Raw genomic sequence first — 12,597 nt, 5'->3', positions numbered from 1 at the left:
TTATAAACCGAAAAAGGATCGATTTATTCTCCTTTCTGCCGTCTTGGATATTAAACCGTAAAAAATTTCTAAGGCGGGGTTTTCTAATATGGCAACACGTTCCGAGACGGAAAAAATCCTCGCTCAGGGCCCGATCACGATCAACCGAATTCGATTCGGATTGACCCTTCTTTATTTCGCATCGATCGCAATGGGGTACAAAAGAAGTACCTTATTCCAAAACTCGCTCTATGTTCTCGGAACTTCCTTAATGGTGATCTACGTCACCTACTCTTTTCTGAAAACCAGGTTCGGAAGCGGTATATCTCCCTTTTTGGGTAAGGTATTTATTATCGTAGATGTGGTGGTGCTTGGTCTTGTGATGATCGGTGCTACTACGGAAGATCCGAAACTTGCTTCGAATGTGATCAAGCAGGTAGTTCTATATACGATAAATGTAATTTATATTATTTATGCAGGCTTATTATTATCTCCTAGATTCGTATATCTTGTAGGAGTTTCTACGATCATTTCTCAGACGGTTGTAGTGATAAACGCAGCTAATACCGGAGTTATTTTTACGGAAGATAGTATGGTCTCCATTACTCCAGGATATGCCGCGATGTCCGAGCAGATCACTAAAATGTTATTTCTACTAACGACTGCATTCATCGTGGTTGCCGTGATCCGTATCTTCCTACAACTAAAATCTGTGGAAGAGGAGAAGTCTCTTGCGATCGAAAAATCTAAAGAGGACCTGGAACACGGAAGGGTCAGAATGACCGAATCTGCAGTTTCTTTACGGGAAAATTCTAAGAAGTTAAAAGATTTCTCAGATGATTTTTCTGAAGTAATCAGTAGTCATGCTGCTTCTTTCGAAGAGATCAGTTCTACAATGGAAGAATTTTTAGCACAGACAGAACAATCAGCTGTAACAGTAAGAGATCAGTTTACAAAAATTGAAGGTTTACTTGGAGAAAGTCGCAACTTAAATACTTTGATCGATCGGATCTCCGGACATTCTTCCGACCTGAATCGAAATATGGATATCGTTTTGGATGCAGGTAAAGCAGTCAGCGAATTTGTAAATGGTCTTAGAACATCTTTGGAATCTCTAGGAAGTTCCTTCCGTTCTGTTGGAGAAGTGAACCAGATCATGTCCGATGTGGCGGATCGTACGAATTTACTTTCATTAAACGCATCTATTGAGGCCGCAAGAGCAGGAGCTGCGGGAAGAGGATTTGCTGTAGTTGCAACTGAAGTTTCCAAACTAGCGGAAAGTAGTTCTGAGAACGCGGATCGTATTTCTAAAATTATAAATGAGAGCACGAAATACGTTCAAGACGGACAAAAATCCGCTCACACTGCTAGCGAAAAAGTGAAAGAGCAAGATACTTTGTTCACAAACTTTTTGGATAGTTTCCGCCAGTTGAACCAACTCTTGAGCGAACAGAAAATTGTGAACGAACGTTTTCTGAACAGCCTTAGCGTTTTAAGAAATTTATCATCCGACATAGAAACAGCATCCAAAGAACAATCTCTTGGAGCGAATGCGATCATGACGTCCGTTTCTTCTTTGCAAAGTTCTATGGATTCTTTATTGAACAAGAGTGAAATGTTGGCCGAGACTATAAAAACGTTGGAAACTGAAGCGCAAACGTTGGCTTCTAAGGGCTAATTTTTTTATAACAAAATTTCCCTAGGCCCTTACTCTAGAAAACTCTTGAATTCTAAACAGTAAGGATTACAAAAGTCGCTCCATGGTTTATTTTAACTCATGGGCGATCTCTTCGCTCATCTGTTCTATTTTTACTTTTATCATTTTCGCTTTTTTAGCAGGACTAAAGAAGAAGGCGAATTACACGAGCGCATTCTCCTTTCTTTTTCTTTTCGTATTCCTGATCAATTTCGGATTCTTTTTTTCTGCGATCTTTCCTTATCCCGCGGCCGCGTATCATAGATTAGTAACCGGACCTGCAGCGGCATTCGGGACGATCTTTCTTTGTATTTTTGCTTACTTATACCCTAGGAACGATCATCCTAAAGAAGCGAAATATGTGATCGGATCTCTTCTTGGAATTTCAAGTATTACGATCATATACTCGTACTATCAGATCTTTACTAATAAACCATTGTTCCATTTTACGGGACAGATCTATAACTATCACCAGAAGGTGGGCAATCTTCTTGCGGTATCTTTGCTTGCTTTTCTTTTGGTGATGATCTTTATCCAAGTCCGGAAAATTATCCGGGCGGATAAGGAAGAAAGAAAAGCGCTTGTTCAGATGTCCTTAGGAATGGATGTCACCTACTTAGTTCCTGTAGTTTCTAATCTTCTCTTTAGAGAAGGTGTGATTACTTTCAATGCGTTCCAACAATTATACGTAGGATTCATGATCCTTGGATATTTTACTTTAACTATATTATTTATTAATAATACTGTTGATAAAACATCTTTTATGACAAAGATCGTTGGGATAACGGTGGCGACCTGCTTAGTTTTCGCCCAGGCATTTTCAACGGTGGTGAATCTAAAGAACGAGTCTTTATTTGACGAGATCAGCATCAAAGAAGCGATTACATTCTTAAACACCGGAAAGTCGGAAGGTTCTTCTATTGCGTATGCGATCTCTTTAGCTGATTCTTCTAATAAACCTAAAGTGTTGATCAAATCTTCCGGTATAGAACCGAATTTGTCGATTGCTCAAAAGGAAATTTTAGAGAATAAAAAGATCGGTAATTTCCTAAAAAGAACCCCTACTACAAATTCTCCAAAAACAACCGGTGAAGATTACGTTCCTTCACCCCAAGATCTGTTTTATTCCTATTATGTACGAGATGAAGAAGGAGAAAGAACTCTTTTAGTAGCATTTCCTTATTTGCATTATAGAAAGTTTTTGGATGAAACGAATAGTTGGTTAGTCTTTCTAACTTTGGCTTTAGTTTTTGTGATCTTAGTTCTCTTTCCATTCTTCTTCAATCGAAGTTTGGTCCGCCCTTTGAATACATTGATCCGAGGAGTTGGAGAAGTTAATTTAGGAAATCTTACGATCAGAATTCCAGTACTCGTTCAAGACGAGATCGGATATCTTTCAGATTCCTTCAACAAAATGGTGGGAAGTATTCTAGAGGGAAGAACTCAGTTGGAAGAATATGCGGACACTTTGGAAGAGAAGGTGGATGCAAGAACCAAAGAAGTCACCGAAAAGATGGAAGAGATCCATGCATTGAAGGTGCAGCAGGACGGAGACTACTTTCTTACTTCTCTTTTAAGTAAACCTTTGATGACGAACTGGAATCGTTCTTCTCAAGTTACTACGAACTTCTATATCGAACAAAAGAAAAAATTCGTTTTTAAGAATAAAGAATCCGAGATCGGAGGAGATATTTGTATTAGCGGTAATCTTCTGTTCGGTTCTGAAAAAGAAAGATGGTCCGTATTTTTGAACGGTGACGCGATGGGAAAATCCATGCAAGGTGCCGGAGGTGCTATCGTTCTTGGTACTGCAATGAACAATATCATGGCCAGATCCGCAAGCCAAGGTAAGGTTCTTACTATTTCGCCTGAGGACTGGGTAAGAGAATCGTATCGAGAATTAGATGATATTTTCAGGACCTTTGACGGAGTGATGATGGCCTCCGTTATTCTTGGACTTATCAATGAGAAGACCGGTAAGATGTTTTATTTTAACGCGGAACATCCTTGGGCGGTTTTGCTCAGAGACGGAAAAGCTTCTTTCCTAGAAAGAGAATTAACTTTACGTAAACTAGGTTCTCCTTCCGAGATGAGTTTCCGGATTTTAGAATTCCAACTTCTTCCTGGAGATATTCTTTATGTTGGTTCGGATGGAAGAGACGATATCAATTTAACCGAAGACGGAGTTTCTTGGATGATGAACTCCGACGAAAATATGTTCCTACAAACTGTCGAGGAATCTAAAGGAGATTTAGATAATCTCGTAGATAGGATCCATGGGCTTGGAGCTCTTTCGGACGATCTTTCTTTGATCCGGATCGGATTTCATGAAAAACTTTCTCCTACCATTACTGAGTCCAAAGTAGGAATACCGGAGCCTATCCTTCGCAAATATACGGAAGCGAAAGCCTTATTACAACAAAGAGAGATCGGAACAGCGATCGTATTATTAGAAGATGCATTAACTGCCGCACCAAGTTTTAAAGCCGCCGCAAGATTGCTCGGTCAAGCATACTATGATAGAAAAGAGTATGGAACTTCTTCACAATGGTTTGAAAAATATTTAGATTTGGATTCCGATTCTCCGAATATCTGGTTCTTACTTTCCGTATGTTATAAACATCTGAAAGAGTATGATAAAGCCAGCCAAGCAGCGGAGAAGGTCCGTATCTCTCAGCCTCATCGTCTCGCGAATCTGATCAATCTTACTGACAATTATAGATTATTAGGTCGTTTCGACCAGGCTCGTTCCATACTAGAGTCTGCCGAGTCCATAGACGGAGAGAGTCCCGGAGTAAGAAAGCTGGACGAACTTCTGAAATCGAAGGGCTACTAAAACAAATTTAGATTGTGGAATCGGCCATTTCACAATGTTTTGTAAAAACGACCTTTAGAAATCGGTTCGACTCCCGTTTTCAGAGCGGTTGCCCTATTCAGGAACTCCAAAAATTCGAGATTCGCCTTAGGCATTAAGTCTCATTCCAAATCAAAGGGTATCTAAAGGTTCCAAAGGTAGAATTCGAGGTACCATACAATGGCCAATTTATACTACGATAAAGATACGGATCTTTCCGTATTAAAAGGAAAGACCATCGCCGTAATTGGATACGGAAGCCAAGGTCATGCACAAGCTCAGAACATGAAAGATTCCGGGCTGAAAGTTATCATCGGTCTTAAAGACGGATCTAAATCCAAAAAAGAAGCGGAAGAAGCTGGTTTCGAAGTATTCTCCGTTGCTGAAGCTGCAAAAAAAGCTGACGTCATTCAAATTCTTGCTCCGGACGAGATCCAAGCGGATATCTACAAAGCGGATATCGAGCCGAACTTGAAAGATGGAGACGCATTAGTTTTTTCTCATGGATTCAATATCCATTTCGAATTCATCCAACCTCCTAAAACCGTAGACGTTTACATGGTTGCTCCTAAAGGACCAGGACATTTGGTTCGTAGAGTGTATGTAGAAGGTGGTGGGGTTCCTTGTTTGATCGCAGTGAACCAAGACGCGACTGGAACTGCAAAACAAAGAGCACTTGCTCACGCTGCTGGAGTAGGTGGAGGAAGAGCAGGAATTTTAGAAACTTCTTTTAGAGAAGAAACCGAAACAGACCTTTTTGGAGAACAAGTAGTTCTTTGTGGTGGTCTTTCCAACTTGATTATGGCTGGATTCGAAACTCTTACTGAGGCAGGTTATGATCCTGAGATCGCTTACTTCGAATGTTTACACGAAGTTAAATTGATCACCGACCTGATCTACGAAGGTGGACTTGCTCGTATGCGTTATTCCATTTCCGGAACAGCAGAATACGGAGACTATGTTTCCGGGCCTCGTATCATCGATGCAGGTGTTAAGGCTCGTATGAAAGATGTTCTGAACGATATCCAAAAAGCAAACGGATCCAAATTTGCAAAAGCTTGGATTGCAGAGACCAAGGCCGGATATCCTGAGTTCAACAAAATGAGAGAAAAAAACGCAGGTCATCCGATCGAGGATGTAGGTAAAAAATTACGCAGCATGATGAAATGGCTGAGTAAATAATAAAAGCTTAAATCGTTTTTCGAAAAGGCCGGAAATTCTCCGGCCTTTTTTATTTATTCTTAGTAAATAACCAAGCCCAGGCAATGAATAAGATCTGGAAAGGTAAACGAAAAAGTGTAAGAATAAATTTCGGATCGTTAGAATTATAAGCATTCATACTCATCTGTATATTCGCCGGAAATACAGCAATCAGTAATAGAATGATCCCCCATGCTGCTTTTGTTCTGGTCGCTTTCGGAATTAATAATAATCCGAGAATAATTTCCGTTACTCCAGCGATAATATTCAACTCATAATGGAATGGTAGATAAGAAGGCATCATCTTATAATAAAATTCCGGGATCAAAAAATGGGCGAACCCCGCAGCAATGTAAAATAAGATCATTAAAGATAGAAGAATGATTCTAAACATAAATGCCTCCGAATATTGGTGATATTTCAGGATCAAAGAACTGGAAATTTATTTCGAACAGTTGGATTTTCGATCCTAAAAAGTTTACCTTTTAAACCCGGAACATAATTTATAAATTCTGTATTTTGACCCATAAATTTCGAAAAACTTTGGAAAAAAATTCCGGAAATCCCAGGTCATAAGTCCGACCATATCCTTTCGAAAGGTATGTATCTTTAGGGCAAAAAAATAATGACAAAGCCTAGCTTTTTGTTACTTTGAGACACCCAAGCCAGGAGGCTCTGATTGAAATCCTTATTTTCCATCATAGGAATTTCCCTCTTTTTGTTTTCCACGGACATGTTTGCGCAGAAAAGGTTAGGCCTTATCTTCGGATCCAATTATAAAGGAAACAAAGCAGGAATTCCTGAATTAAATCTTTGTGAAGCTGATGCGAAGTATCTACACGATGAGATCAAACGTGTGGGAAAGTTCGACGAGATCAAAATTGTTTTAGGTAAAGACGTTACTAAGGACAATATTCAAAAAGAGATCAAGGCTCTTGCATCTAAAGCAAAATCCGACGATACCGTTTTCTTATATTTTTCCGGGCACGGAGCTTTTCAAAGAGATGAAAAAGCCAAAAACGGAATGCGTAACTTGATCATTTGTTACGATAGACCTCACCTTTCCGACGATGAGCTAAACGACTATTTAGAAGGGATTAAATCCCCTAAAACTGTTTTCGTTTTTGACTGCTGCTTCTCCGGTGGGATCGCTAAAAAAGGAAAGGCGACAAGAGGTTCTTCCGCAGTTCCTATTCCGGCAGGAAGCGATGGGACAGTGAAACAAGATGCTCAAGATTTTTATTTCCAAGATAAAGCAATCATTTCCAGTGCGGACGATAACCAAACTGCGATCGAAGTCGGCGGAACGATCAATCACGGAATATTTACTTATAATTTTGGAAAGGCTCTTTCAAATGGAGACTTAAACCAGGACGACGTGGTTACCGCTCTTGAAGCATTCTTCGCTTCTAAAGATGAAACTGTAAACATGGCCAAAAAATATGACCATGAGCAAGTGCCTCAGATTTCGGGTAACGCGTCTGGAATATTTTTAGCAGGTGAGAAAAAACCGGATCCTCCTAAACCGGTAGAGCCGGTAAAACCACCGGTCAATCCAACTCCGGTACCGGATGTACAACCTCCTAAGCCTGAACCTGAAACACCTGTTGTTACGAATGAAGAGCCTCCTGTTGTTCCTACAAATCTTAAGGGAGATTTGGTAATCAAAACTACGATTATCCAAGACAGATCTTATGCAGTTTCCGATCTTCCCCCTGAAGTTCGATTGACTACCGGAAAGAAAAGAGTAGGGAACCGTTCTATCAGAGTTCTTATCGATGATAAGGAAGTTGATAAGACCATCGCTACCGAATCTTCCAATTATTGGGGTGCGGTAAAAAGAATGGGAAAACTGATCCCTGGAGCGACCTACACTTTAACTGTGAAAGGTGTACCTGCAGGAGTTCATAAAGTAACCATTCAGGCGGATGATTATCCGGAAGTCCAAAAGACACAAGCGGTACTTCCGAATAAAAGAAACGATTTAGAAGTTGTGACTTCTATGACGGGGTATGGAGCGATTAGAGGAAAAGTATTTTATCAAACTTTGGACAATCCTGTGATCAACCAACCGATCTTTATGCCTACAATCACTAGTGTAAGCGGTATCCAAAAATTGAATACGGATCAAAACGGAAACTTCTGGTTCACAAATCTGAAACCGGGAGAGTACGAGATCAAAGCTACTTTTGCAGAAGATCTAAATCTGAATAATGCGGATATTAAAGTGAGAGAAGGAGAAGTTACCGAAGTGGATATTATCCTTAACGTAAAACTCCCTTCTACTAAAACTAAATACTAGAACTCTAATCCGTTCGATGTATTTTAGAAAGCCTCTCGAGAGATCGAGGGGCTTTTTTTGTGTCTAAATTTTCTATTATAGACATTTCATCGAAATTAAATAATGACCGTTCTATAAACTTAAATTCCTTTCTGCTTTCCTTTTCGTTCTTAGAAAAATATACGTACGTTTCGAAGAGCTTATAACGTCAGATAGCTCAATCTTTTCACGAAGAAATTCTTTGAGGTAATAAACAATAATGGTTGTGTTCGAATCTCCGACCGGTAAGACAGAATGGATAGAAGATAAAAAAATCGTAAAGATGACTCAGGTGGGTAAAAACACCGGTGATAGTTTGAAAAAATGTTTGGATACCGGATTGGATGCCTTAATAAAAAATAAGGCTTATAAATGGATGTCCGACAACAGAGAAATGAGCGTTCACGCTCAAGAAGACTACGACTGGATCAACAATGATTGGACCCCACGTGCGATCAAATCAGGTTGGAAGAAGTGGGCATTAATACAGCCTAAAACAGCTTTATCTGCAATTTCGGAAAAGAAGTTTGTGGATTTTTTTGCAAGCCACGGGATAGAAGTGAAAATATTCGAAGCTCCGGAAGACGGACTTACTTGGTTACAAAACGTTTAAATTTTTAAACATTATTTGCCACCAAAATACTTTAAGAGATAATTCCTATAATTCTAAAATGAAAGTAAAGATCTACCAAAGGGCAGGAATTGTATTCTCAGTTCTTGCCCTATTATTTTTAATAGCGACTGTTTTTGGAATTCTATCGAATTATCTAAATTCATTTTATATAATATCTCTCCTCTCCTTTTCGATTTTGAGCGTATCTGCTTCTATCTTCAGTTTTTCTAAGGTTCAAGCCGGACAGAGTGCAGAAATCGGGCAGATCAATCAGTTCCTACAGTTAGCCAAAAGTGGAAATCTGAATATCAGTCAGGATAAGAACGTATTAAAAAGTAAGATAACCGGAGAGTTTCTGGATTTTTTACGTTCTCAAAAGGAATTGATCGATCTGATCAGCGGGATCTCGGATAATCTAAATCATTTCGGAACGGAAACTTCTGAAGTATATTCGCAGATTATCGAAAATGTTCAGGGCCAGGTCTCTTCTACTGAAGAAATTTCCTCAGTGGTTGAGCAAATGTCAGCGAATATGGATAGTATAGTAGTTTCGTCCGATTCGAATTTTAAATCTCTATCGAATTTGCGAACCGAATTCTTATCTTTATCAGAAAAAATTTCCGAAACAAAAGAGAATACTGAATCTACTGTAAAAATTTCAGAACAAATTGGATTTAAGATCAGAGAAGGAAGTTCTGCTCTTTCTCAAATGACGGAAGGTATAGAAAATATTACCCGTAGCTCTGAACAAATAAAGAATATAGTAAACGTAATCAAAGAGATCTCTGAAAAAATAAATCTACTTTCTTTAAACGCTTCTATCGAAGCCGCAAGGGCCGGCGAATATGGAAAAGGATTCTCCGTAGTAGCTCAAGAGGTTTCTAAATTGGCGGATCAAACTGCTTTAAGTATCAAAGAGATAGAACAGAACGTAAAAGTGAATTATACGGCTATCCTTGCAAATAAGGATAATATTGAAAAAACGAATCTAGTGTTTGCTTCGATCGTAGAAGAGAATAAAAAGATCAGTAATCAGATCCTAAGCATCTCAGAATTGATGAATGTGCAATCTGACATCCAAAGGAAAGTTCTGCAAGAATCGGATACTTTAAACGAGCAAACCTTAGAGATTAATCGTGCGATCGACGAACAAAAGCAAGCAAACAAAGAAGTTGCAGAAGCGATCACTTCAATCAATGATATGAGCCAGCAGTTATCGGAAGAAAGTGATCGGTTATTAGAGAATATCAAGAACATGAAGTCCACCTCCTCTGAATTGGGAGATATTGTTCATCTGTTTAAAGTTTAAGTGGATTTGCGGTTTATAAGGACGAGAGCAGGGTTTTGGTGAATTCCGCCCTACCTTCGGCTGAAGGTAGAGAAGAGCTCTGGTTTGGTATTAATCTTTTTGAAAACTATTCCATTGGTTGGAATTGATTCTTCTTTTGCGGATTTCGACTAGTATTCTCATTTGTTTTCTATTCAATAAACTTCCCGCTTTTAAACCAAATTCCGGTAAAGCAGTGTTGTCTGTAAGATTAGCAAAGGTTTTTCCAATTTTTGCGAAAGAACTCCGTAAGTCCGGATCCATATCGGGATACATCATAAATCGCCTCCGTGCGACTTTTGGTCTGTTAAGGGGAAAAAGTCCCGGTTTCCATCCGTGGAAAGGAAGCTTTCTCCTAAACTGTACTTCGGGGGTTTGGGAAAATACTTGAGATTTTTTTTTCTTGTACGAAAAGAAAGTACGGGGTAAATTCGGTAAAAATGCAGATCCGTCTGGAAAATAAAACTGGGAAAAGATCGGGAAGATTCGTCGTGTACGAGTACGGAACCGACCTATTTGGCTATGTTTACGTAGACAAATTCCTAGGCAGGGACAAGGGCCGTATGGTTTCCAGCTGGTTAATGCATGATGTCGGTTCTTTGGTCCGTCTTTTGGATCATGAAATTTATAAAAGAGAAACCGAAAATTACGAGAACGTTACTTTAGCGGTATGAACGCCCTCGATCGGGTCGATCGCATCGGATCCAAAATTTCCCGTCTTTCCTCAATTATCCATAAAGAAGAATCCAAACTTTCACTTCTTTCTGCACTCAGGATCTTCTCCTTCTTAATTTTTATAGCTTGGATCGTTGGAGTTTACCTTCTTAGGACCGTTTCAGATCTGTATTATCTTCCCTCTATATTAATTTTGGCAGCGTTCTACAGGCTTTTATCCGCATATCAAAAAAGAAAAGAAAAGATCAGACGTTTACAGGTTTGGTCCGAATTTTTAAAAACACAATCCGCGAGAATTCTTTTAGAAGGAAAATCTTATCCTAAATCTAAAAAAGAATATTATAAAAATTTACTATTAGAATCAGGTTTGCCATCTTGGACTAAAGATCTGGATTTTTTAGGAGATAAGGGAATTTTCTCCAGGATCGATACTACGGTGATCCAAAGAGGGACTTCTAAATTTTTACAATATTTCTTTGAGCCTACGGAAGAAAGTAAAGTAAGAGGAAGACAATCCGTCATTTTACAACTTTCCAAAAAGAAAAAAACGGTTCAAAAATTACTTAGGCAATTTAGATTGTATGAAGCTTCTTTCCCTGCAAGAAGAGAAGGAGAAGAAGAAAAACTTCCTTCGTACATTCCTAAGATCGGGAACCTTCAACCTGAACGTTCTGAAGTCAATAAGATCGATTTTCCATTTAACTTATTTGAAGAAGAGCCAGGCGATTTTTGGAAAACAACCTTCGGAAATTTCGGGAATATAATACGTTTTGTTTTTCCGATCTGGCTTGTACTCGTTTGGATATTTTCGTTTGGAAGTTTTTTATTCGGACAAACTTGGGGCCTTGGAGTATTTATCCTACATTCAGCATTTTTCGGCTTCTACAGAAATAGATCTCTTCAGATGATCCAACCTGTCGCGGAAGATTCAGAAACTTTAGAAGAGTTAGGAAAACTTCTAATCTATACTCGTTCTTCTAAGATCACAGGTATGAATGGAGATATTTTACTTTCAAGTTGGAACAAAGAAGAATTAAGATCCGCTTGGAAACAATTCCTGAAAGTCTCCAATCTTGCCGCTTACACTCAATCTCCTTTAGCACACGCATTGTTAAACGTTCTATTCTTCTTTGATCTTTGGGTCTGGAAAAAATATGGGAATTGGTGGAATAAAAACGGATCCGCTTTCAAGAATTCGATCTCGGATATTGCAGAATTGGATTCTTTACTTCCTTTGGTAAATTTGAGTTGGATCGAGCCAGATTTTACTTTTCCTATATTAGAAAAAACAAATTCTTCAAAGGGGATCTACGCAAAAGATCTGGTCCATCCTTTGATCCCTAAGGCTAAAAGAGTTCCGAACGATCTGGATTCCATTCAACCAGGAAAACTTTTACTATTAACCGGTTCTAATATGTCCGGAAAAACCACTTACTTAAGAGCCGTTGGAATTTCAGGGATTTTTGCAATGGCAGGCGGACCTGTTCCTGCTTCCGAGTTTATTACACCGATCTTAGACATTCATTCTAGTATCAGGAACGAAGACTCCGTAGAAGAAGGAATCTCTTTCTTTTATGCTGAAGTTCGACGTTTAGGAAAAATCCTACAGGAAGTAAAAAATTCCCAAAAGGGAAGACTTGTACTCTTGGATGAGATCCTAAAAGGTACAAACTCAAGAGAAAGAACGATCGCTTGTAAGGGCATTCTCAAAAAATTAAAACAGTACGGTGTATTTGGAATTATTACTACCCACGATCTGGAACTCGCGGACTTACCGGATCTTTCCTTGTTCCATTTTAGGGAAGAAATAGAGAACGGAAAAATGACATTCGACTATAAGATCCGATCGGGTGTAGTTCAGTCTAGTAATGCCCTTGAAGTATTAAGATTAGAAGGTTTAGAGCTGGATTAAAATTCGATACGGATTCGTTAC

Annotated in this window: 10 protein-coding genes; 8 read left to right on the top strand and 2 right to left on the bottom strand. The window is 39.0% G+C overall.

The window, feature by feature from the left end; all coding sequences use genetic code 11:
* Nucleotides 1-88 precede the first annotated feature (88 nt).
* The 3 genes from EHQ64_RS07960 (at nucleotide 89) to ilvC (ending at nucleotide 5,711) form a co-directional block, all read left to right on the top strand.
* Nucleotides 89-1,657 carry a methyl-accepting chemotaxis protein gene (locus EHQ64_RS07960; RefSeq protein ID WP_135648959.1) on the top strand — a complete coding sequence of 523 codons (1,569 nt, stop codon included), beginning with the start codon at nucleotides 89-91 and terminating at the stop codon, nucleotides 1,655-1,657.
* 82 nt (nucleotides 1,658-1,739) lie between these two features.
* On the top strand, nucleotides 1,740-4,511 hold the full coding sequence (locus tag EHQ64_RS07955) for a SpoIIE family protein phosphatase (protein WP_135648958.1): 2,772 nt from the start codon (nucleotides 1,740-1,742) through the stop codon (nucleotides 4,509-4,511).
* A gap of 198 nt (nucleotides 4,512-4,709) precedes the next feature.
* On the top strand, nucleotides 4,710-5,711 hold the full coding sequence (gene ilvC / locus EHQ64_RS07950; protein ID WP_135648957.1) for a ketol-acid reductoisomerase: 1,002 nt from the start codon (nucleotides 4,710-4,712) through the stop codon (nucleotides 5,709-5,711).
* A 49-nt stretch (nucleotides 5,712-5,760) separates the two neighbouring features.
* Here ilvC and EHQ64_RS07945 read toward each other — a convergent pair whose 3' ends face one another.
* Complete coding sequence (locus tag EHQ64_RS07945) at nucleotides 5,761-6,123, bottom strand: DoxX family protein (protein WP_246048636.1); 363 nt, start codon at nucleotides 6,121-6,123, stop codon at nucleotides 5,761-5,763.
* Nucleotides 6,124-6,408: 285 nt separating this feature from the next.
* Between EHQ64_RS07945 and EHQ64_RS07940 the strand changes: the two genes are divergently transcribed.
* The 3 genes from EHQ64_RS07940 to EHQ64_RS07930 all read left to right on the top strand — a co-directional run bounded on the left by EHQ64_RS07940 (nucleotide 6,409) and on the right by EHQ64_RS07930 (nucleotide 9,971).
* A complete protein-coding gene (locus tag EHQ64_RS07940) occupies nucleotides 6,409-8,031 on the top strand; it encodes a caspase family protein (protein WP_135648956.1) in 1,623 nt (540 codons plus the stop codon).
* Between the two features lie 238 nt (nucleotides 8,032-8,269).
* Nucleotides 8,270-8,662: a hypothetical protein gene (locus EHQ64_RS07935; RefSeq protein WP_135648955.1), complete on the top strand. Its 393-nt coding sequence runs from the start codon at nucleotides 8,270-8,272 to the stop codon at nucleotides 8,660-8,662.
* A 58-nt stretch (nucleotides 8,663-8,720) separates the two neighbouring features.
* On the top strand, nucleotides 8,721-9,971 hold the full coding sequence (locus EHQ64_RS07930; protein WP_135648954.1) for a methyl-accepting chemotaxis protein: 1,251 nt from the start codon (nucleotides 8,721-8,723) through the stop codon (nucleotides 9,969-9,971).
* A gap of 90 nt (nucleotides 9,972-10,061) precedes the next feature.
* Here EHQ64_RS07930 and EHQ64_RS07925 read toward each other — a convergent pair whose 3' ends face one another.
* The gene (locus tag EHQ64_RS07925; protein ID WP_135648953.1) at nucleotides 10,062-10,268 is read right to left on the bottom strand and encodes a hypothetical protein; all 207 of its coding nucleotides are present in this window, start codon (nucleotides 10,266-10,268) and stop codon (nucleotides 10,062-10,064) included.
* Between the two features lie 161 nt (nucleotides 10,269-10,429).
* On the opposite strand from EHQ64_RS07925, the gene EHQ64_RS07920 reads away from it, so the two are divergent.
* Nucleotides 10,430-10,663 (top strand): hypothetical protein, encoded by a 234-nt coding sequence (locus tag EHQ64_RS07920; protein ID WP_135648952.1) that lies wholly within the window; start codon nucleotides 10,430-10,432, stop codon nucleotides 10,661-10,663.
* A complete protein-coding gene (locus EHQ64_RS07915) occupies nucleotides 10,660-12,576 on the top strand; it encodes a MutS family DNA mismatch repair protein (RefSeq protein WP_135648951.1) in 1,917 nt (638 codons plus the stop codon). The genes EHQ64_RS07920 and EHQ64_RS07915 overlap by 4 nt, the downstream gene beginning before the upstream one ends.
* Nucleotides 12,577-12,597 lie beyond the last annotated feature (21 nt).

Origin of the sequence: Leptospira sarikeiensis, assembly GCF_004769615.1 — a bacterium.
Taxonomy (GTDB): domain Bacteria; phylum Spirochaetota; class Leptospiria; order Leptospirales; family Leptospiraceae; genus Leptospira_B; species Leptospira_B sarikeiensis.
The sequence above is the reverse complement of the archived record's forward strand: the minus strand, read 5'-3'. Positions and strand labels throughout refer to the sequence as shown.

Bases quoted from the DNA above. Each gene is read 5' to 3' on its own strand.
- EHQ64_RS07930 (WP_135648954.1), top strand. From the start codon at position 8,721: ATGAAAGTAAAGATCTACCAAAGGGCAGGAATTGTATTCTCAGTTCTT.
- EHQ64_RS07960 (WP_135648959.1), top strand. From the start codon at position 89: ATGGCAACACGTTCCGAGACGGAAAAAATCCTCGCTCAGGGCCCGATC.
- EHQ64_RS07915 (WP_135648951.1), top strand. From the start codon at position 10,660: ATGAACGCCCTCGATCGGGTCGATCGCATCGGATCCAAAATTTCCCGT.
- EHQ64_RS07955 (WP_135648958.1), top strand. From the start codon at position 1,740: ATGGTTTATTTTAACTCATGGGCGATCTCTTCGCTCATCTGTTCTATT.
- EHQ64_RS07935 (WP_135648955.1), top strand. From the start codon at position 8,270: ATGGTTGTGTTCGAATCTCCGACCGGTAAGACAGAATGGATAGAAGAT.
- EHQ64_RS07925 (WP_135648953.1), bottom strand. From the start codon at position 10,268: ATGATGTATCCCGATATGGATCCGGACTTACGGAGTTCTTTCGCAAAA.
- EHQ64_RS07945 (WP_246048636.1), bottom strand. From the start codon at position 6,123: ATGTTTAGAATCATTCTTCTATCTTTAATGATCTTATTTTACATTGCT.
- EHQ64_RS07920 (WP_135648952.1), top strand. From the start codon at position 10,430: ATGCAGATCCGTCTGGAAAATAAAACTGGGAAAAGATCGGGAAGATTC.
- ilvC (WP_135648957.1), top strand. From the start codon at position 4,710: ATGGCCAATTTATACTACGATAAAGATACGGATCTTTCCGTATTAAAA.